Annotated in this window: 17 protein-coding genes; 12 read left to right on the top strand and 5 right to left on the bottom strand. The window is 71.7% G+C overall.

Annotation, left to right across the window (positions count from 1 at the left end; all coding sequences use genetic code 11):
• Window positions 1–5: 5 nt before the first annotated feature.
• From EYW40_RS07415 to EYW40_RS07400, 4 genes are all read left to right on the top strand, one after another.
• On the top strand, window positions 6–791 hold the full coding sequence (locus tag EYW40_RS07415) for a sulfite exporter TauE/SafE family protein (RefSeq protein ID WP_237560577.1): 786 nt from the start codon (window positions 6–8) through the stop codon (window positions 789–791).
• On the top strand, window positions 788–3,157 hold the full coding sequence (locus EYW40_RS07410; RefSeq protein WP_135820986.1) for a heavy metal translocating P-type ATPase: 2,370 nt from the start codon (window positions 788–790) through the stop codon (window positions 3,155–3,157). Before EYW40_RS07415 ends, EYW40_RS07410 begins: the two co-directional genes overlap by 4 nt.
• 122 nt (window positions 3,158–3,279) lie before the next feature.
• Window positions 3,280–3,846 (top strand): NAD(P)/FAD-dependent oxidoreductase, encoded by a 567-nt coding sequence (locus EYW40_RS07405; protein WP_202614472.1) that lies wholly within the window; start codon window positions 3,280–3,282, stop codon window positions 3,844–3,846.
• A gap of 102 nt (window positions 3,847–3,948) precedes the next feature.
• Entirely contained in the window at window positions 3,949–6,801 is a 2,853-nt protein-coding gene (locus EYW40_RS07400; protein WP_135820984.1) for a bacterio-opsin activator domain-containing protein, read from the top strand.
• Between the two features lie 25 nt (window positions 6,802–6,826).
• Here EYW40_RS07400 and EYW40_RS07395 read toward each other — a convergent pair whose 3' ends face one another.
• Entirely contained in the window at window positions 6,827–7,138 is a 312-nt protein-coding gene (locus EYW40_RS07395; protein ID WP_135820983.1) for a lycopene cyclase domain-containing protein, read from the bottom strand.
• Between the two features lie 97 nt (window positions 7,139–7,235).
• Here EYW40_RS07395 and EYW40_RS07390 point away from each other — a divergent pair, with 97 nt between their 5' ends.
• Window positions 7,236–8,396 carry a CBS domain-containing protein gene (locus tag EYW40_RS07390; protein WP_135822031.1) on the top strand — a complete coding sequence of 387 codons (1,161 nt, stop codon included), beginning with the start codon at window positions 7,236–7,238 and terminating at the stop codon, window positions 8,394–8,396.
• 63 nt (window positions 8,397–8,459) lie between these two features.
• Here the strand turns inward: EYW40_RS07390 and radB are convergent, their stop codons facing one another.
• Window positions 8,460–9,161 (bottom strand): DNA repair and recombination protein RadB, encoded by a 702-nt coding sequence (radB, locus tag EYW40_RS07385; protein ID WP_135820982.1) that lies wholly within the window; start codon window positions 9,159–9,161, stop codon window positions 8,460–8,462.
• Window positions 9,162–9,289: 128 nt separating this feature from the next.
• Here radB and EYW40_RS07380 point away from each other — a divergent pair, with 128 nt between their 5' ends.
• Both EYW40_RS07380 and EYW40_RS07375 read left to right on the top strand, forming a co-directional pair.
• Window positions 9,290–10,030, top strand: coding sequence for a hypothetical protein (locus EYW40_RS07380; protein WP_135820981.1), 741 nt, complete (start codon window positions 9,290–9,292; stop codon window positions 10,028–10,030).
• Window positions 10,031–10,223: 193 nt separating this feature from the next.
• Window positions 10,224–11,045, top strand: coding sequence for a manganese catalase family protein (locus EYW40_RS07375; protein WP_135820980.1), 822 nt, complete (start codon window positions 10,224–10,226; stop codon window positions 11,043–11,045).
• Here EYW40_RS07375 and larC read toward each other — a convergent pair whose 3' ends face one another.
• Window positions 11,046–12,452: a nickel pincer cofactor biosynthesis protein LarC gene (larC, locus tag EYW40_RS07370; protein ID WP_135820979.1), complete on the bottom strand. Its 1,407-nt coding sequence runs from the start codon at window positions 12,450–12,452 to the stop codon at window positions 11,046–11,048. It lies immediately after the preceding gene.
• A gap of 189 nt (window positions 12,453–12,641) precedes the next feature.
• On the opposite strand from larC, the gene EYW40_RS07365 reads away from it, so the two are divergent.
• The 3 genes from EYW40_RS07365 (at window position 12,642) to EYW40_RS07355 (ending at window position 16,954) form a co-directional block, all read left to right on the top strand.
• Entirely contained in the window at window positions 12,642–14,867 is a 2,226-nt protein-coding gene (locus tag EYW40_RS07365) for a CDC48 family AAA ATPase (protein WP_135820978.1), read from the top strand.
• An 80-nt stretch (window positions 14,868–14,947) separates the two neighbouring features.
• Window positions 14,948–16,552 carry a CARDB domain-containing protein gene (locus EYW40_RS07360; RefSeq protein WP_135820977.1) on the top strand — a complete coding sequence of 535 codons (1,605 nt, stop codon included), beginning with the start codon at window positions 14,948–14,950 and terminating at the stop codon, window positions 16,550–16,552.
• 135 nt (window positions 16,553–16,687) lie between these two features.
• On the top strand, window positions 16,688–16,954 hold the full coding sequence (locus EYW40_RS07355; protein ID WP_135820976.1) for a DUF8028 family protein: 267 nt from the start codon (window positions 16,688–16,690) through the stop codon (window positions 16,952–16,954).
• Window positions 16,955–16,989: 35 nt separating this feature from the next.
• Here the strand turns inward: EYW40_RS07355 and EYW40_RS07350 are convergent, their stop codons facing one another.
• Entirely contained in the window at window positions 16,990–17,916 is a 927-nt protein-coding gene (locus tag EYW40_RS07350; RefSeq protein WP_135820975.1) for a DMT family transporter, read from the bottom strand.
• A gap of 158 nt (window positions 17,917–18,074) precedes the next feature.
• Here EYW40_RS07350 and EYW40_RS07345 point away from each other — a divergent pair, with 158 nt between their 5' ends.
• The gene (locus EYW40_RS07345; RefSeq protein ID WP_135820974.1) at window positions 18,075–18,719 is read left to right on the top strand and encodes a ribonuclease H family protein; all 645 of its coding nucleotides are present in this window, start codon (window positions 18,075–18,077) and stop codon (window positions 18,717–18,719) included.
• A gap of 85 nt (window positions 18,720–18,804) precedes the next feature.
• Window positions 18,805–19,020, top strand: a complete 216-nt coding sequence (locus tag EYW40_RS07340) for a hypothetical protein (protein WP_135820973.1) — start codon at window positions 18,805–18,807, stop codon at window positions 19,018–19,020.
• 21 nt (window positions 19,021–19,041) lie between these two features.
• On the opposite strand, the gene EYW40_RS07335 is transcribed toward EYW40_RS07340, so the two are convergent.
• Window positions 19,042–19,557, bottom strand: a complete 516-nt coding sequence (locus EYW40_RS07335; protein ID WP_135820972.1) for a GNAT family N-acetyltransferase — start codon at window positions 19,555–19,557, stop codon at window positions 19,042–19,044.
• Window positions 19,558–19,655: the final 98 nt, after the last annotated feature.

Raw genomic sequence — 19,655 nt, 5'->3', positions numbered from 1 at the left:
GGGTGATGGCGGCCCCGGCGGGCGACGTCGACGTGCTCGTGTTCCTGGGGGTCGGCGTGCTCGGCGGCGCGCACTGTCTCGGGATGTGCGGCCCGCTCGTGAGCGTCTACGCCGACCGCCTCCGCGCACGCGAGGGGACGGCCGAGTCGCGTCTCACCGTCCGACAGGTGCGCCAGCACCTCCTGTTCAACCTCGGCCGGACGGCGGGCTACGCCGCCGTCGGGGCCGTCGTCGCCGCCGTCGGGGCAGTCGCGGTGGGCGCGGCGAGCGATCTGCTCGCGGTCGGGCGGGGCGTCCAGGGCGCCACCGCGGTCCTCACGGGCGGGTTCGTCGCCGTCAGCGGCCTCACGTACGTCGGCGGGACGGCGACCCACCCGTCGCTCGGGCCGCTCGACGACCACTTCGGGCGCGTGAGCGGGCTGCTCACCCGCCGGGTCGACGCGTTCGTCGGGGACGCTCGGATCGCCGGGTTGGGCGTCGTCCACGCCCTGCTCCCGTGTCCGATAACGTACCCCGCGTACGCATACGCGTTCGCGACCGGGGAGCCCGCCCGCGCCGCCGCGTTGCTCTCGCTCGTCGGCCTCGGGACGCTCCCGACCCTGCTGGTGTACGGGACCGTCTTCGGGTCGCTGTCGGCGAGCAAGCGCGCGAACCAGGCGCTCGGGGTCCTCTTTCTGGTCCTCGGCTACGTACTGCTCGCGCACGGCCTCGACGCGTTCGGGGTGTCGCTCCCCCGGCCGAGGCTGCCGCTCCCGTCGCCGGAGTACCCGCTGACCGCACTGTCGCAATGAGCCGAACTGTCACCACGGCCGACGACCGCAGCGCCGACGAGTGTACACTCTGTGGCCTCCCGACGCCGGACCCCCCGGTCACCGACGCGGACGTCGAGGGCGGCTACTGCTGTCGCGGGTGTCTCGAAGTCGCCCGGACGCTCGACGACGTAGCGGCGGCCGACGCCGAGGCGGTCCGGGAGGACCGCGGGGCCGACGGCGACGACGCCCCGGCCGACGCCAAGCACTCGTTCCGCTCCGTCGACGGGATGCACTGTGCCACCTGCGAGGCGTTCATCGAGTCGGTCGCGGCCGACGTCGACGGGGTGTACGGCGCGGAGGCGAGCTACGCGACCGACATGCTGCGGGTGACCCACGACGGCGACGGGGGCAGCCTCGACGCGCTCGACGCGACGCTGTCGCGGTACGGCTACGACGTCGCCGGCCCCGCCGACGGCGACGCCGACGACCGGTCGGACGCGGCGCTGGCCCGGTTTCTCATCGGCGGCGGCGTGTTCGGGATGATGGCCATGCTGTGGTACGCCCTCTTCCTGTACCCGACGTATCTGGGCTACGAGCCGCTGGTCGACCTCGGGGGCTTCGACGGCCTCTACCTGTTCGGCAACGTCTGGCTCATGAGCTCCATCGTGCTGTTCTACACGGGCTACCCCATCCTGCGCGGCGCGGTCGTCAGCCTGCGCGCGGGCCGGCCGAACATGGACCTGCTGGTGTCGGTCGCGGCCGCGAGTTCGTACCTGTACAGCACGGTCGCGGTCCTCGCCGGCCGGACCCACGTGTACTTCGACGTGACCGTCGCCATCGTGCTCGTGGTCACGCTCGGCAACTACTACGAGGACCGGATCAAGCGGCGGGCCGCCAGCGGCCTCTCGGCGCTGACGGACGCCCGCGTCGAGGCGGCGACCCGCGTGACGGCCGACGGCGACCACGAGACGGTGCCCGTCGGGTCGCTCGCCCCCGGCGACCGCGTGCTCGTCAGGCCGGGCGAGCGCGTCCCGGTCGACGGCGAGGTGGTCGAGGGGAGCGCCGCCGTCGACGAGTCGCTCATCACCGGCGAGGCCGTGCCCGAGACACGCCGGCCGGGCGACCGGGTGCTCGGCGGGACGGTCGTCACGGACGACGCACTCGTCGTCGCGGTCGGCGACGACGCGACGAGCACGCTCGACCGCCTCGTGGACCGCCTCTGGACGATCCAGAGCTCGCGGTCCGGCGTCCAGCGCCTCGCCGACAGGCTTGCGACCCTGTTCGTGCCGACGGTGCTCGCGCTCGCGGCGGTCGCCGCGGCCTATCCGCTCCTCGTCGGCGCGCCCGCCACCGACGCGCTGCTGGCCGGGCTCACGGTCCTCATCGTCTCCTGTCCCTGCGCGCTGGGGCTGGCGACGCCGCTCGCGGTCGCCGCCGGCGTCCGGGACGCGTCGGACCGCGGGGTCGTCGTCGCCTCCGACGAGGTGTTCGAGACCGCCCCCGACGCGGACGTGGTCGCCTTCGACAAGACCGGCACGCTCACCGACGGCCGGATGGCCGTCCGCGACGTCGTCGCCGACGACCCGCCGTCGGTGCTCGCGCACGCCGGCGCGCTCGAACGGTTCTCGTCGCACCCCATCGCGTCGGCGATAGCGTCGGCGGCCGACGAACCGCCCGAGGCGTCGGCCGTCGAGACCCACGACCGGGGCGTGACCGGCGTCGTGGACGGCGAGACGGTCGTCGTCGGCCACCCGCTCCTGGCCGACGAACGCGGGCTGGACTCCACGCCGGCGACGGACGACGCGGTGGCGGCCGCCCGCGACGAGGGGGACGTGCCGGTCGTCGTCGGCTGGGACGGCCGCGTCCGCGGCGTGGTCGTCGTCGGGGACGCCCCCCGCGACGGCTGGGAATCGGTCGTCGCCGACCTCGCGGCCGACCGGGAGGTGGTCGTGCTGACCGGCGACCACGAGCGGGCCGCCTCCCGGTACCGCTCGGACCCGAACGTCGACGAGGTGTTCGCGGGCGTGCCGCCCCAGGCCAAACGGGAGACGGTCGAGCGCCTGCGCTCCCGCGGGACGGTCGCGATGGTCGGCGACGGGAGCAACGACGCCCCGGCGCTCGCGGCGGCCGACGTCGGCATCGCGCTCGGCACGGGCACCGACGTCGCCTGCGACGCCGCCGACGCCGTGCTCGTCCGGGACGACCTCGGGGCGGTCGCGGACGTGTTCGCGGTCGCCCGCGGGACGAACCGCCGGATCCGGCGGAACCTCGGCTGGGCGTTCCTCTACAACGCGGTCGCGATACCGCTCGCGGCGTTCGGGCTGTTGAACCCGCTGTTCGCGGCCGTCGCGATGGGGACGAGCAGCCTGCTCGTCGTCGCGAACTCCTCGCGGCCGGTGGCGTGACCGGTGTCGTCGGCCGTCCGGGAGCCCGGGCCGTCCCGTGGATGACGGCTCCCCGGCACGTTCGCTCGCCCGGCCTGCCGGTTGTACTAGGCCTTTTACTCCCCGGAACATAGTCGATAGCGATGACGGACGTAATCGTCGTCGGCGGCGGTCCCGCCGGCCTGAGCGCGGCACTGTTCACGAGCAAGAACGGCCTGGAGACGACGGTGTTCGACACCGACAAGACGTGGATGCACAAGGCCCACCTGTACAACTACCTCGGCATCCGGAGCATGGACGGCGACGTGTTCATGGACCGCGCCCGCGAGCAGGCGACGACGGACCACGGCGTCGACCTGCAGGAGGGCGTCGAGGTGACGGCGGTCGAGCAGGCCGGCGACGGGTTCGTCGTGACGGCCGACGGCGAGGACCACGAGGCCGACTACCTCGTGCTCGCGACCGGCGCGAACCGCGACCTCGCGGAGGAACTGGGCTGTGCGTTCACCGACGAGGACGTCGTCGACGTGGACGTGACCATGGAGACGAGCGTCGACGACGCCTACGCCACGGGCGCGATGGTCCGCGCCGAGGAGTGGCAGGCGGTCATCTCCGCGGGCGACGGCGCGGCCGCCGCGCTGAACGTCCTCACCAAGGAGAAAGGCGAGCACTTCCACGACTTCGACACGCCCGAGGTCCCCGCCGACCGGTAACGACGGCCGCGTGGGGCGTGTAGCCTCATCCGGCGACGAACGCGTCGCTCGCCGGTACCTGTCCGGAATCGTTCACTGAGGTTCTTACCGCCCCGGGGCCAAGTGCCGGCGATCACGGACGTGAACCGATCGACGACGAGCGACTCGGCGACGCTTCTCTACGTGGGGGCCGATCCGGGGGGGACCGAGACGGCGGCCGCGCGGGTCGAGTCGGAACTCGCCGGCCTCCGCGCGGAGCCGAGCGTCGGCGTCGACGCGGCGGTCACACGCGTTGAGGGCGGCGGCGTCGACTGCGTGGTGAGCGAGCCGGACCTGCCCGACGGCACCGCCACCGAACTGCTCGACCGGCTCCGCGAGGTGTCGGCGGTCCCGTTCGTCCTGTTCGCGGAGCGCCCCGGGGCGTCGACGCTCCGGGTGCTGTACGACTACCCGGCGACGGACTACGTCGCCCGGGACGGCGACGGCCAGTTCGTCGCGCTCGCCGCCAGCGTCCGGGGGTTCCGGGCGGTCTCGTCGGGGGAACGCGCGGCGTCGGAGGCGGGGGACGGGGCCGACCCCGTCTCGCCGACGGCCCGGGCGGTGCTTGGCCGCGTCACCGACGCGTTCTTCGCGCTCGACGGGGACTGGCGGTTCACGTACGTCAACGACCGCGCAGAGACTGTGCTGGGGCGGTCCGCGGGGGAGCTCATCGACAGGTCGATCTGGGAGGCGTTCCCGGACGCCGTCGGGACGACGTTCGAGGAGAAGTACCGCGAGGCGGCGGCCGAACAGCGGACCGTCAGCTTCACCGAGTACTTCCCGCCGCTGTCGGCCTGGTTCGAGGTCCACGCCTACCCCTCGCCGACGGGCCTGTCGGTGTACTTCCGCGACGTGACCGAGCGCGAGCGATTGAAGGCGGAGCTCCGCGAGGAGCGCGCGCTCAAGCGGCGGATCGTCGAGACGAGCCCGGTCGGCATCACGGTGCTGGACTCGGGGGGACGGTTCCAGTTCGCCAACGAGTACGCCGAGGAACTGCTCGGGCGGTCCCGCGATACGATCCGCGAACTCCGGTACAACGCCGAGGAGTGGGACATCGTCGGCCCCGACGGCGAGCCGCTGCCGGACGACCGGCTCCCGTTCCGGCGCGCGGTCGACGCCGAGGAGCAGTTCGTCGACCAGGTGATCGGCGTCGCCCGCCCCGACGGCGACCGCGTCTGGCTGTCGGTCAACGGGACGCAGTTGTACGATCCGGAGGACGAACTCGACCGCGTCGTGTTGACGCTCGAAGACGTCACGGAGCGCAGGCGGCGCGAGGCGGGGCTCAGGTCGCTCAACGGGATCGCGCGGGAGCTGATGGACGCCGAGAGCGCGGTCGAGATGGCCGAGGTCGCGACCGACCGGGCCGGGGAGGTGCTCGGCCTCCCGGAGACCGCGGTCGCGCTGTACGACGGCCGCGGTCACCTCGATCCGGTCACCGGGGGGATCGCGGGCGTCGACGACGGCGGGTCGGTCGACGGCTCCGGGACCGCCTGGTCGGCGTTCGTCGAGAGCGAGCAGCTGCGGTACCGCGACGGCGACGACAGCCCGTTCACCGACGGCGTGGCCGTGCCGCTCGGCCGGCACGGGGTGTTCGTCGCCGGGACGAGGAACGGGGGAGCCGTCGACCGCTCGACGACGGAGACGGCGTCGCTGCTGGCGGCGACCCTCCGCGCGGCGCTCGACCGGGCCGAGCGGGACCGGGAACTCCGGGAGCAGGAGGCCGAGCTCGCCGACCGCAACGCCGCGCTCGAACGCACGAACCGCATCAACGAGGTGATCCGGAACGTCCAGCGCGCCCTTGTGGGCGCGACGACCCGGGCCGAGATCGAGACGGCCGTCTGCTCGGAACTCGCCGCCGCGTCCCCCTACTCGCTGGCCTGGGTCGGCGACAGCGACCCCGCCTCGAACCGCGTCGAGCCGCGGGAGCGCGCCGGGTCCGACGACGGGTATCTCGACGCCGTCCCCCTGCCGCTGGACGGGCCGGTGGCGGAACTGCCGCCGTCCGCCCGGGCGCTCCGGCGCGGCGAGCTACAGGTCGAGACGAACCTGATGAGCGACCCGCCGTTCGAGAGCTGGCGACAGGCCGCGCTGACCCGCGGGTTCAGCGCCATCGTCGGCATCCCGCTCCGGTACGACGAGTCGACGTACGGCGTCCTGACCGTCGCCACCGACCGCCCCGGCGTGTTCGACGGGACCGAACGGGAGGTGCTCGCGGAGCTGGGCGACACCGTCGCCCACGCGATAAACGCCGTCGAGGCGAAGAACGCGCTGGTCAGCGACGCGGCCGTCGAACTGGAGTTCCGGATCAACGACCCGGACCTGACCCTCTCGCGGGCGCTGGAGGAGGAGGACGGGCGCTTCGAGTTCCAGGGCGTCGTCCCGAACGACGACCACGGGCGGCTCTTCTTCACCGTCGCCGGCACCCCGCCCGAGCGCGTCGGGGAGTTCGCCCGGGAGGCCCTGGAGATCACCAACCTCTCGCTGGTCGCCGAGCGCGGGGACGGCGCGCTGTACGAGGCGGACCTGACCGGGGACAGCATCACCCGGACGGTGCTCGACCACGGCGGGGTCCCCCGGGCGATGACGGCGTCGGACGGCGACATCCGCCTCGTCGTGGACCTCGGGACGGACGCCGACGTGCGCGAGTTCGCCGAGGCGTTCCGGTCGCGGTACGAGACCGCCGAACTCGTCCGCCGGCGCGAGCGCGACCGGTCGGTCCGCACGGGCGCGAGCTTCCGTGCGGAACTCGACGGGCGGCTCACCGACCGGCAGGCCGAGGTGCTCCGGAGCGCGTACCTGAGCGGCTTCTTCTCGACGCCGCGGGACCGGACCGGGAGCGAGATCGCCGACTCGCTCGGCGTCTCCCAGCCCACGTTCAACAACCACCTCCGGGCCGCACAGCGCAAGCTGCTCACGCTGCTGTTCGACGAGGAGTAACCGACGCGGTTCCGGGCGTCGGCGCTTACTCCCCCTCCGGCGGGCCGTTGACCGTCTCGTGGAACCCGACGACCAGCGCCGGGACGACCACCATGAAGAGGTGCTCCTCCACCGGGATCCCGAGGAGGTCGACGCCGGTCCGGAGCTCGATCGAGAACACCCCGACGCGGAGCGTGTACCAGTCCCAGACGTACGCGATCGGGTACAGCGCCGCGACCGTCCGGGCGGCGCGCCGGAGGGCGTCCGCCCGGACCAGCAGCGCCAGCGCGACGCTCCCGAAGGCGACCTCCGTGACGAGGTACGTGTACGGGCCGAAGACGCCGATGTCCGGTAGCACGTCACGACGTTCGTGCGCCCGGCCCTAAGTGGTGCGGGCCGCTAGCGGTGTGTGAACTTTCAAGGCCGTCGGGTGTGAAGTTCCACGTGTGAGCACGATGGATATTGCTGATATTGCCACCCGGGAGTACGTCGAGGTCGATGCCGGAACGCGCCTCGGGAAGGTACGGTCGGTGTTCGAGGAGGAGAACCCGAAAGGGATCATCGTCACCAAAAACGGGGCGTACGAGGGCGTCGTCGGCGAGCGCCAGCTTCTGCAGTCCCACGTGGAGGACGACACGAAGGTGGCCGCGCTGGTCAAGCCCAGCCGGAACGCGCCCGCGCCGAAGGTCGAGCGGACGGAGGACATCCGCGAGACCGCCCGCGTGCTCGTCGAGGGCGGCACGAAGGTCGCCCCGGTGTTCGAGGGCGGCGACCTCTGGGGGATCATCACCGAGGACGCGATCCTAGAGGCCGTCCTGGAGAACCTCGAAGCGCTCGACGTCGGACAGATCTATAGCGAGAACGTGTTCACGGTCACCGAGGACGACGGCCTCGGCAAGGCGATCAACCTGATGCGGGAAAACGGGATCTCGCGGCTCCCCGTCGTCGACGACGACGGCATGCTCTCCGGCGTCGTGACGACCCACGACATCGTCGACTTCGTCACCCGCAACGAGCAGCGGATCACCGGCAAGGGCGACCGGGCCGGCGACACGGACCGGATGCTCGACCTCCCGGTCTACGACGTGATGTCCAGCCCCGTCGCGACGACGACGGTCGACGAGAGCGTCCGCGACGCCGTCGCGCGGATGCTCGACAACGACTACTCCGGGCTCGTCGTCACGCCGGAGGACGACGACCGGGTCGTCGGCGGCGTCCTCACCAAGACCGACGTGCTCCGCGCGCTGACCTACACCGAGGAGGAGCACATGGACGTCCAGATCACCAACATCAACCTCCTCGACACCATCTCGCGGCAGGACATCCGCGAGAGCATCGAGCAGGTCGCGGACAAGTACAGCGAGATGCAGGTCCGCCACGCCCACGTGCGCCTCCACGAGCACAAGGAGAAGCTCCGGGGCACCCCGCTCATCCTCTGTCAGATCCGGCTGCGGACCAACCGCGGCCAGATGGCCGGCACGGGCGAGGGGTACGGCGCACAGCAGGCGTTCCACGTCGCCCTCGACAAACTGGAGCGCAACGTCCTCGAACAGAAGGGGATGCAAAGCGACGAGGAGTACCGCGGCCAGCTCCTCCGGAAGCTCGGCGAGCTGTAAGCCGGGCGACGGCTCCCACAGGGCGGTTTTTCTTCGCGGGCGGCTTCCCGCGGGTCGGTGTGACTACGGCTCCTCGGCGGCGACCAGCCCCGCGTCCTCGATCCGGAACTGGACGGACTCGCCGGCCGCCTTCGCGCGGTGCTTCTCGAGGGTCGCCCGCCGGTTCCCGCCGCGGAAGCGGTCGACCCGGAGGACGGTCCCGGTCCAGTGTTCCAGCGTGTGCCCGCCCAGCGGCCGCGTCCGGTCGCTGTCGGGGTCCGTGAACACCTGGTTCGTGACGACCACGGCGAGGTCGTGTCGCCGGGCCAGCGACAGCAGGTGGGTCACCTGCCGGGCGACGTCCCGGAGCGCCTCGCCGTCGTCGCCGTCGCCGGTGCGCTCCAGCCGGTAGAAGCCGGTGGCGCTGTCGAGCACGATCAGGTCCGCCTCGTCGGCGAACTCGCCGGCGTCGCGGACCGCCTCGGCCTGCTCGTCGAAGTCGTAGGCCGTCTCGACGACGATCCGCGAGGTGAGGTCCTCGACGTCCCGGTCGCCGGCCCGGGCCGCGGCGAGCTGTTCGAAGCGGTCGAGCGACAGCCCCTCGGTGTCGACGTACACCGCGAGGCCGTCGCGGGCCGCCACCTCCACCGCCGCCGAGAGCGCGAGGTTCGTCTTGCCCGCCGCCGGCTGGCCGTACACCTGGGTGACGGTTCCCCGCTCGAAGCCGCCGTCCAGCAGGTCGTCGACGGGGCCGCAGCCGGTCGGGACGGGCGTCTCGTCGTTCACGCCGCGAGGTAGGCGCGTTCCGGGCAAAAAGCCCCCGGTCCGGGTGCGAACGCCGGCCCGGCTTCGTGGGCCGGCCCCCTCCGCGGCCCGCGGAAGCGCTTAACTGCCGCGGGACCGAACCGCCGGGAGTGATAGTCGTCGCGACGGGGGACTTCGAGCTGTACCACGGGGTGGTCAACGAGCTCCGCGACCGCGGGGTGACGTTCACGACCGTCGAACCGGACGACCCGCTCCCCGAGGGGACCGACGTGCTCGTCACCGGCGAGGACGACGCCGTCTCGCCGGCGGAACTCCCGGGCGACGTGACCGTCGTCACCGCCAGCCCGGACGGGGCCCGCCGCGCCGTCGAGTCGGCGCTGGCCGCCCTCCGCGGCGAGGGCGGGCGGACCGTCGTCGGCGTCGACCCGGGCACGCGGCCGGGCATCGCCGTCCTCGCGGGCGAGACGGTCGTCGCGGCGTTCCACGTGCCGCTGTCGGACGCGGTCGACACCGTCCGCGAGGAGGTGGCCGACGCGCCCGACCCGGTCGTCCGGGTCGGCGACGGTGCGCGCCTGCAGGGGGCCACGATCGTCAACGAACTCGACGACGTGCGCGTCGAACTCGTCGACGAAACGGGGACGACGCCGTATCTCGGCACCGGGGCCCGGGGCATGGGCGACGTGCTCGCCGCCGTGAACATCGCGCGCATCGAGGGCGACGCGGTCGACCAGCGCGAGATAGAGCCGACCGAGGGCGAACTGAAGGTGATCAAGGACCGCTCCCGCGAGCGGTCCGAGCGGAACCGCGCCATCGACGAGGACCTGGCCCGGCGGGTCGCCAGCGGCGACCTGACCATCGACGAGGCGCTGGACGAGCACCGCGACGGCTGACGGCGGCAGGGCGCGCCGGGCGCAACGTCCGCGACCGACCCCGGTTTTCCGATGCTTTCCGCGGCCCGGGCCGACCGGTTATGACTTGGTTGCCACGACGGTCGGAGTACCTCCGTGAACCTCCGACGTGGCGTCCAACTGCTCCTCACGGGGTTTATGCCGGTGCTCGTGGCCAGCACGGCCGGAGGGAACGATGTTCTTCCAGAACGGCGAACTCCAGTACGAGGTCGAGGTCGAGGAACCGGACCCGCAGTTCGCGAAGCTGCTCCAGCAGGCCATCGGCGGGGTCGAGGGGGAGATGCGCGTCGCGCTGCAGTACATGTTCCAGGCGATGGCGGTGCCCGAGGAACAGAGCGAGTACCGCCACATGCTGATGGAGACGGCGGCCGAGGAACTCGGCCACATCGAGATGCTGGCGACGGCGGTGACGAAGAACCTCCGCGGCGCGCCCCGCGAGGTCCGCGAGGAGGCGCGGCAGGACGCCGCCGTCGACGCCGCGATGACGGGACAGAGCCCCCGGCAGGTGCTCTCGGCGGGGATGTCGGCGATGCCGGTCGACAGCAACGGCGTCCCGTTCGACGCGGGCTGCATCGTCGCGTCGGGCAACCTCGCGGCGGACATGTACGCGAACGTGATGGCCGAGTCGACGGGTCGCCTGCTCGCGACCCGGCTGTACGAGCGCACCGACGACGAGGGGATGAAGGACATGCTGGCGTACCTCATCGCCCGCGACACGATGCACCAGAACCAGTGGCTCGAAGTGCTCGACACGTTCGACGACCACCTGCCGGTGCCCGCGAGCTTCCCGCAGGAGAAGGAAAACGACGAGTTCAACTACTCGTTCATGTCGACCTCGCGGGATCCACACGAGGACCCCGGGACGCCGTGGACCTCCGGCGAGTCGTCCGACGGGAAAGGGGAGTTTTCCTTCCTGAGCGAGCAGCCCGGCGGCGGCGAGCCGGGGGTCGGCATGGCCGACGAGTCCGTGAACAACCACCCGACCGACGACGGGTAACTACCGGTCGACGGCCCGCTCGGCCCGCTCTAGCACCTCGCGGACGGGGAGTCCCGTCTCGCGGGCCACGGCCAGCGCGTCGTCGTACTCGGCGCTCCTGTCGTACACCGTGCCGGCGTCGTCGCTGGCGACTTTCACGCGGACGTCGTACTCGTCGCCGTCGACCGTGACGGCGGCCGTCTCAAACGCCCGCTCGGCGATCCACCGGTGGCTCGCCCCGGCTTCGCGGACGCCGAGCGTGCCCGTCTCCTCGGCGAGGCGGCGCGCGACCGCTCGCGCGTCCTCGGGCTTTGCGATAACCTTCACGAGGTGGCCCGGTCGGGACTTCTTCATCGTCGTCGGCAGTATCGTCACGTCCCGCGCGCCGGCGTCGGCGAGCGTCTCCTGCAGGCTCCCCAGCACCTCCGGGGCCACGTCGTCGACGTTCGTCTCCAGGACCGCCACGTCGTCCCGGACGAGCGACCCGCGGTCGGCGGCGTCGGCCGTCGAGTCCCCCGTCGACTCCTCGCCGACGACCGCCCGGAGGACGTTCGGGTGGTCCGGGAACTCGTAGCCGCCCGCGCCGTAGCCCGCCGCCGTCACGTCGAGCGACGGCAGTTCGTCGACGCCCTCGGCGAACCGCGCGAGCACCGCCGCGCCCGTCGGCGTGAGCAGTTCGGCCTCGACGGGGCCGCCCCGCAGCGCCCAGTCGGCCCGCTCGGCTATCTCGACCACCGCCGGGGCCGGGACCGGGTAGACGCCGTGGCTCATCTCCACCTCGCCGCCGCCCGCCCGGACCGGCCCGGTCACGACGCGGTCGACGCCGAGGTCGTCCAGCAGGAGCGCCGCGCCGACCACGTCCGCGATGGCGTCGTCGGCCCCGACCTCGTGGAAGTGCGTCCCCGAGAGGTCCGTCCCGTGGACCGCCGCCTCCGCCTCCCCGAGGATCCGGAAGGCGGCTCTGGCGTCGGCTTCGACGCCCTCGGGGAGGTCCATCCCCTCGACGATCCCGACGACCTCCTCGTAGGTGCGGAGCGGGCCGGCCCCCTCCGCGCGGTCGTGGGAGTGTTCCCCGTGACCGTGGTCGTGGTCGTGCTGGTGTTCGCCGTGGTCGTGGCCATGGTCGTGCTGGTGACCGTCGTGGTCGTCCCCGCCGTGGTCGTGCGAGTGGTCGCCGTCCGGGTGGTGGTGATCGTCTTCATCGTGGCTGTGCGAATGGCTCGCGTCATCGTCGCCGTCGCCGGTCGTCAGTACGCGGACGTCGGTCGCCGCGATGCCGTTTTTCGTCCGTTCGCTCACCTCGTAGCGCACGGGGAGCGCGGCCTCGACGGGGGCGAGGGCGTCGGGGTCGGCCCCGGCGGCGACCAGCGCCCCCAGGATCATGTCCCCGCTCGCTCCCATCCGGCCGTCGAACGCGAGTGTCATCATGGCGTACCGTCGGCGGCCGCGGGCGTTGAACCTTCGGGTCCGGGAGCGACACGCCTATGTGTCCGTCCCCGCAATATCGGATGCTAACAAGTGCCACGACACGCCACTCGTCGGGGGATCACCCCCCGTAACAAAAGACATATCGGGACCGGCGTCCGAACAAGTAACATCCCCAGCTAGTGTGAAATCATGAATGAAGTCCAACTAGAGGTCGCAAAGGCGTACCCGAACGACTCGGGGCGCGGCATCGCACGCCTCGACCCGGACACGCTCCTCCACCTGAAGCTGAGTCCGGGCGACATCATCGAGATAGAGGGGGCCGACACGACCGCGGCGAAGGTGTGGCGCGCGGACCGGCAGGACTGGAACACCGACACGGTTCGCATCGACGGGTTCACGCGACAGAACGCCGACGTGGGCATCGGCGAGCGCGTGACGATCCGGAAGGCGGAGGCGACGAAGGCCGACTCGCTGGTGCTCGCGCCGCCCGAGGAGGCCAGCGTCCAGTTCGGCAGCGACGCGGCCGGCATGGTGAAACGGCAGATACTCAAACGGCCGGTCGTCGAGCGCGACATCGTCCCCGTGATGTCCTCGACGAACCACCCGTTCATGCGCTCGCCGGGGCAGGCGATCCCGCTCATCGCCGTCGAGACCGAACCCGAGGGCGTCGTCCTCATCACCGAGGACACCGACGTGGAGCTCCGCGAGGAGCCGATCTCCGGCTTCGAGAAGACCGGCGGGGGGATCACCTACGAGGACATCGGCGGCCTCCAGTCGGAGATCCAGCGGGTCCGGGAGATGGTGGAGCTCCCGATGAAGCACCCGCAGATCTTCAAGAAGTTGGGGATCGAGCCGCCCCAGGGGGTGCTGTTGCACGGGCCGCCCGGCACCGGGAAGACCCTCCTCGCCAAGGCCGTCGCCAACGAAACCTCCGCGAGTTTCTTCTCCATCGCGGGACCGGAGATCATCTCGAAGTACTACGGCGAGTCCGAACAGCAACTACGGGAGATATTCGAGGACGCCACCGAGGAGTCGCCCTCCATCATCTTCATCGACGAACTCGACTCCATCGCGCCCAAGCGCGAGGACGTCACCGGCGAGGTCGAGCGCCGCGTCGTCGCCCAACTCCTGACGATGATGGACGGCCTCGAATCGCGCGGGCAGGTCATCGTCATCGCCGCGACGAACCGCGTCGACAGCGTCGACCCCGCCCTCCGTCGCCCCGGCCGGTTCGACCGCGAGATCGAGATCGGCGTCCCCGACGAGGTGGGCCGCGAGGAGATCCTCCAGATCCACACCCGCGGGATGCCGCTGTCCGACGACGTGAACCTCTCGCATCTGGCCGACGAGACCCACGGCTTCGTCGGCGCCGACATCGAGAGCCTCACGAAGGAGGCCGCGATGAAGGCGCTGCGGCGCTACCTCCCCGAGATCGACCTAGACGAGGAGGACATCCCGCCGAGCCTCATCGACCGGATGATCGTCAAGCGCCAGGACTTCCGCGGCGCGCTGAACGAGGTCGAGCCCTCGGCGATGCGGGAGGTGCTCGTCGAACTCCCGAAGATATCCTGGGACGACGTCGGCGGCCTCGAAACCGCCAAGGAGCAGGTCCAGGAGAGCGTCGAGTGGCCGCTCAGCCAGCCCGAGAAGTTCGAGCGGCTGGGCATCGACCCGCCCAGCGGCGTCCTGTTGTACGGCCCGCCCGGCACCGGGAAGACGCTGATGGCCAAGGCCGTCGCCAACGAGACCAACGCCAACTTCATCAGCGTGCGCGGCCCGCAGTTGCTCTCGAAGTGGGTCGGCGAGTCCGAGAAGGCGATCCGGCAGACGTTCCGGAAGGCCCGGCAAGTCTCCCCGACCGTCATCTTCTTCGACGAGCTCGACAGCCTCGCGCCCAGCCGCGGCGGCGAGATGGGGAGCAACGTCAGCGAGCGCGTCGTCAACCAGCTCCTGACCGAACTCGACGGGCTGGAGGACATGGAGGACGTGATGGTCATCGGCGCGACCAACCGGCCGGACATGATCGACCCGGCGCTGATCCGCTCCGGGCGGTTCGACCGGATGGTGATGATCGGCCAGCCCGACGTCGACGGGCGCGAGCAGATCCTCCAGATCCACACGGGCGACACGCCGCTGTCGGCCGACGTGTCGCTCCGCGAGATAGCGGAGATCACCGACGGCTACGTCGGCAGCGACCTGGAGAGCATCGCCCGCGAGGCCGCCATCGAGGCGCTCCGCGAGGACGACGACGCGACCGCCGTCGACATGCGCCACTTCCGGCAGGCGATCGACAACGTCCGCCCCACGATCACGGACGACATCCTCGACTACTACGACCGGATGGAAGAGGAGTTCCGCGGCGGCGCGGCGGACCCGAGCCGCGACCGCACCGGCGGCCGGATCGGCTTCCAGTAACCGCCCCGGGCGGCTCCGGTGCCCCGTCGGCGGCGACGGCAACCGTTTTATTCTCCTGATACGTAGCCGCCGTATCACGCGTGCCGGGACCATCGCCACCCGACCCCGCGGACGAAGACGTCGACGCGGGCGAGGACCCGTACAGCGCCCTCCGTGACCCGACGGTCCTCGTGTTGCTCGTCATCGTCGTCGGGGCGGTCCTCGCGATGGTCGTCGGCCTCGGCGGGCCGGCGGTCGTCGGCGGCAACGACTCGGGCCCCGTCTTCCCGATCCCCGAGTGGTTCGACGACGACGGCGGCGGCGGCGACGGCGCGTCGACCGTCGACCTCCGGATCGACGCCAACCGGAGCGCGGTCCGGCCCGGCGACGCCGTCGGCTTCACGGTCGCCAGAGCGGACGGGGGCACCGTCGACGGCGCGACCGTGAGCGTCGCCGGCGAGACGTATCCGGTCACCGACGGGGCGGTCGCGGTGCGGTTCGACGCCGCCGGCGAGTACACCGCCACGGCGTCGGCGACCGGCGGCGACAACGTCACGTTCGCGGACGCGGAGACGACCGTCGCCGTCGAGCGGTACGTGACGAACCTCTCGCTGTCGGCGAACGCGACCGACGCGACCGCCGGGGACGCCGTCCGCTTCACCGTCACCGACGGGTCCGACCCGATCGACGCGACGCTTCGCGTCGACGGGACCCGGTACGAGACCGAGGGCGGGTCGGCGGTCGTCACCTTCCCGGAGGCGGGCGAGTTCACGGCGACCGTCCGGAAGGATCGGACGCCGACCCGCCGGTACGAGCGCGACGCGGTCGACGTCGACGTCCGCCGCCGGACCGCCGGCCTCGCGGTCGCCCTGAACGACTCCGACCCCGTCGCCCACGAGCCGTTCCGGGTCCGGGTGACGCGAAACGACACCGGGGAGCCGGCCCCGGCGACTGTCGGGGTCGGCGGCGAGCCGTACGACGCCGGATCGAACGGGCTCGTCAACGTCACCGTCGACCGGATCGGCGACCTCGACCTGACGGCGACGGCCCCCGACACGCCGGCGGTCACGTTCAGGCCCGTCAACCGGACCGTGACCGTCGACCGCCGGCCGGTTTCGCTGTCGCTCGCGGCCAACCGGAGCGGGGTCGACAAGGGCGAGGCGATCGAGTTCGCCCTGAGGCGTTCGGACACCGGAGCGGCCGTCAACGGGACGCTGGCCGTCGACGGGGCCGCCGTGCCGACGGACGCGAACGGCACCGCGGTCGTGCCGTTCGACGACCCGGGACAGTTCCTCGTGGAGGGTCACCGGCCGGACACGGCCACCGAGACGTTCAACCGTGGGAGCGTCCTCGTCACCGTCCGCGGGTCGAACTACTCGCTGTCGGCGTTCGACGCGCCCGACGAAGTGACCGCCGGCGAGCGGGTGACGGTCACGCTGAACGTGACGAACGACGGCAACGAACCCGGCGGCGAGTGGCTGGCGTACCGCTTCGACGGCCAGCAACTCGACCGGGAGTACGTCGCCCTCGACCCCAGCGAGTCCGAGACCGTCGCGTTCGAGGCGACCGTGCCCGAGGACGTCGAACCGGGCGAGTACCGCCACGCCGTCGTCGCCGAGGACGGCACGGTCGACCGGCCGGTCGTCGTGACGGCGGCGAACGAAACGGCGTCGATCGCACCGTTACCGGCACAGATCGCGTTGTAAATATTTTCGTCCGGTCTCGACCGGTCGTGAAACGTCGAAGGGGTCCGATAATTCCGGTAAAACGGGGCGAAATATGGCGAACGCTCTCCCGGTTATATGGGGTCCACTCGCGTAGGCTGGAGTAGCCCACCCACCATGTCACGCCCCTCCCCCTTCCACAACGAACGCCCCTCCGCCGAGACCGGCGACGAGCGGAACGGTCGGGCCGGCCGCCTCGCGAACGCCGGCCTCGCCACCCCGGTCCGGATGGTCAGTTTCTGGGCCGCCGTCGCGCTCCCCTTCCTCCACGTGCCGCTGCTCGCGACCGGCCTGACGACTCCCTCGGAGACGACGACGTTCCTCGCCCTGCTCGGACTGAACCTCGTCGCGCTGCTGCTCGGCCACTCCTACAACGCCGAGTAGTTCGTCGGCCCCGCACTCCCCGACGGCCGCACCGCTCAGCGCTCGGCGACCGACCGCCGCAGCCAGCCGAACTCCTCGACCAGCGTCCGGCGCTTTATCAGCAGGAAGCCGGCGAAGATGACGAGGAAGCCGACCACCGTCGCCACGCCGATCACCTCCTCCAGGAACAGCCACCCCGAGAGGGCGGCGAACACGGGCGCGACGTAGGAGACGAGGTTGATCTCTATCGGGCCGAGCCGCTCCAGCAGGTCGAAGTACACCAGGAACCCGGCGGCGCTCGCGACGACCGAGAGGTACAGCAGGGCGGCGACCGACTCGGCCGTCCAGACGACCGCGCCCAGCGACTCGTTGGGGAGCAGGGCGCTGACGACGTGCATCAGGAGCGCGCCGAACACCATCGACCACGCCTCCATCGTCTCGATGGGGAGTTCCGCGTCGATGCGCCGCGTCAGGACGCTCCCCAGCGCGAAGGCCGTCGCGGCGAGGAAGACGAGCCCCTTCGCCACCGCGTCCTCGGCCAGCAGGTTCGAGGGGTCGGGCTGGACGAGGATGCCGACGCCGAGCAGGCCGAGCAGGAGGCCGACGACGCCGGCCACCGTCAGCCGCTCGCTGGGGAGCAGCAGGCGGGCGAAGCCGGTCGTCAGCACGGGCGACAGCGAGACGACGACGGCCGCCGCCGCGCTGGTCGTGTTCAGTTCGCCGACGAACAGGAACGCGTGGTACGCGGCGATCATCAGCGTCGCCCCGACGGCGACCAGCGCCCACTGCCCGCGGCCGCGCGGCACGGGGTCGTCGACGACGTAGGCCGCGTAGGCAAGCATCAACACGCCCGCGATGTCGTAGCGGACGGCGGCGAACAGGACGGGCGGGAAGTACGCCAGCCCGGCCTTGATCGCCATGAACGCCGACCCCCAGACGGCCGCGAGCGCGAGGAACAGCGCGAAGTTCCGGTAACGGGTCACAGTCGCCGTTTCCGCGGCACCGGGCTGAATGTTTCGGTTCGCAACACGGTTGCCAGGCCCCGCACGACGCCCGCCGCCGGGTCGGGTCCCGGTCGGATCCGTGACAAACGTTGACGTTCGCCCATTGAATTTAAGTTCACGAACGGCGGACAACGCGTATGGCCGTTTATGGCCGACCCGCGTTACGGGACCTCTTCGACGAGTCGCCGACGCCCCACATCGCACATCCCCCCGAGACCCATCACCGCGACTTCTACGTCGCCACGGACGGCTCCTTCCGAGCCGCGGGGTCGGGCGGGCTGGGCGTCGTCATCGAGACTCGCGACGGGACGAAAGTGACGCGGCTCTCCGTGCCGGACGGCGTGCCGGACAACAACGTGGCCGAGTACCGCGCGCTCCACCTCGGGCTGGACGTGCTGGCGGCCCGCGCCCCGCCGGACGCCCGCGTCGGCGTCCTCCTCGACCACGACCAGCTCGCCGAGAACGTCAACGCCGCGGTGCTCGCGGCCGGCCACCCCGACCACGAGCCGCCGCGACCCTACTCGGTGCCGGCGGCGAGCGCAAACCACTGGCGCGGCATCCGCGCCCGACTCGCCCGGTTCGACGAGGTCCGGGCCGCGCGCCTCCGCAGCCGCGAGAACCCGGCTCACCCGCTCGCCAACTCGCCCGACAGCTACGCCCACGTCAACCGCGAGGCCCCGCGCTGTGTCCTCCCGGAGACGCCCGACCCCGAGCCGGCGGGCGACGGCCAGTTCCCGCCGCCGTCGCGGGCCGACCGCCACGCGAACGAAGCCTCGGACTAGCGGCGGCCCCGCACCCGGCCCGACGCCGCGGTCCACGGCCCGCGGCCGCACGAACTAAGCCGTTCGGGTCCGCGTGGGCGGACGGATGGACCCGTTCGACCTCCTCGAACTGACCGCGACGCTCTCCGACCGGCCCCGGATCTTCCTCCGGCTGACCGGGCTGGCGGTCGCGACGGTCGGCTACGCGCTCCGCCTGGAGACGGCGGTACACGGCGCGGTCACGACGGCGCTCATCGCCTCGGGGCTCCTCGTGCTCGTGTTGCCGCAGGCGGTGGTCGTTCCGGCCCGCCGCCTCGGGTAGCCGACGACCCGGACCCGTCGCCTACTCCAGCCACTCGGGCGCGAGCAGGCTGTACTGGTAGGAGTCGACCCACTCGCCGTCGAGGCGGCAGGTGTCGCGGAGCCGCCCCTCGCGCTCGAAGCCGAGCGATTCGAGGGCGGCGGTCGACGCCTCGTTCGTGACGAGGACGCGGGCGCCGACCCTGTGGAAGCCACACTCCCCGAAGGCGTAGTCGAGAAACAGCGAAGTCGCCTCCGTGACGTACCCCTCGCCCCGGTGCTCCGGGGCGACCCAGTACATCAGGCTCCCGAAGCCGCTGTCCTCCTGTACGTACGCGAACGCGACGACGCCGACCGGATCGCCGTCGACGCAGGCGAGGAAGTGGTACTCCCTGTCCTCGAACATCTCCGCGACGTCGTCGCGCGTGCGGATGGTCGTGTCGGTCAGCGGCACCCGCGTGCTCGGGTCGTTCCGGCCGCGCTGGACGAACTCGTAGTCCTCCTCCTCGACCGGGTGGAGGGAGACCGTGTCGCCGGTCGCGAACGCTGGTCCTGGCATACGCCGATCCACTCACAGCCCCGACATAGGTGTTCCCTGAAACGCGTTCCTGTAGGATAGGTTATGGGCGGGAGCGGTGCGACCGGCGACGGAGGGCG

The organism is Halostella litorea (assembly GCF_004785955.1).
Lineage (GTDB): Archaea > Halobacteriota > Halobacteria > Halobacteriales > Natronoarchaeaceae > Halostella > Halostella litorea.
The sequence above is the reverse complement of the archived record's forward strand: the minus strand, read 5'-3'. Positions and strand labels throughout refer to the sequence as shown.

Coding starts and splice junctions, on each gene's coding strand:
- EYW40_RS07340 (WP_135820973.1), top strand. CDS start 18,805: ATGGACCCGTTCGACCTCCTCGAACTGACCGCGACGCTCTCCGACCGG.
- EYW40_RS07410 (WP_135820986.1), top strand. CDS start 788: ATGAGCCGAACTGTCACCACGGCCGACGACCGCAGCGCCGACGAGTGT.
- EYW40_RS07375 (WP_135820980.1), top strand. CDS start 10,224: ATGTTCTTCCAGAACGGCGAACTCCAGTACGAGGTCGAGGTCGAGGAA.
- larC (WP_135820979.1), bottom strand. CDS start 12,452: ATGATGACACTCGCGTTCGACGGCCGGATGGGAGCGAGCGGGGACATG.
- EYW40_RS07415 (WP_237560577.1), top strand. CDS start 6: ATGGCGGCCCCGGCGGGCGACGTCGACGTGCTCGTGTTCCTGGGGGTC.
- EYW40_RS07365 (WP_135820978.1), top strand. CDS start 12,642: ATGAATGAAGTCCAACTAGAGGTCGCAAAGGCGTACCCGAACGACTCG.
- EYW40_RS07335 (WP_135820972.1), bottom strand. CDS start 19,557: ATGCCAGGACCAGCGTTCGCGACCGGCGACACGGTCTCCCTCCACCCG.
- EYW40_RS07405 (WP_202614472.1), top strand. CDS start 3,280: ATGACGGACGTAATCGTCGTCGGCGGCGGTCCCGCCGGCCTGAGCGCG.
- EYW40_RS07390 (WP_135822031.1), top strand. CDS start 7,236: ATGGATATTGCTGATATTGCCACCCGGGAGTACGTCGAGGTCGATGCC.
- EYW40_RS07355 (WP_135820976.1), top strand. CDS start 16,688: ATGTCACGCCCCTCCCCCTTCCACAACGAACGCCCCTCCGCCGAGACC.
- EYW40_RS07345 (WP_135820974.1), top strand. CDS start 18,075: ATGGCCGTTTATGGCCGACCCGCGTTACGGGACCTCTTCGACGAGTCG.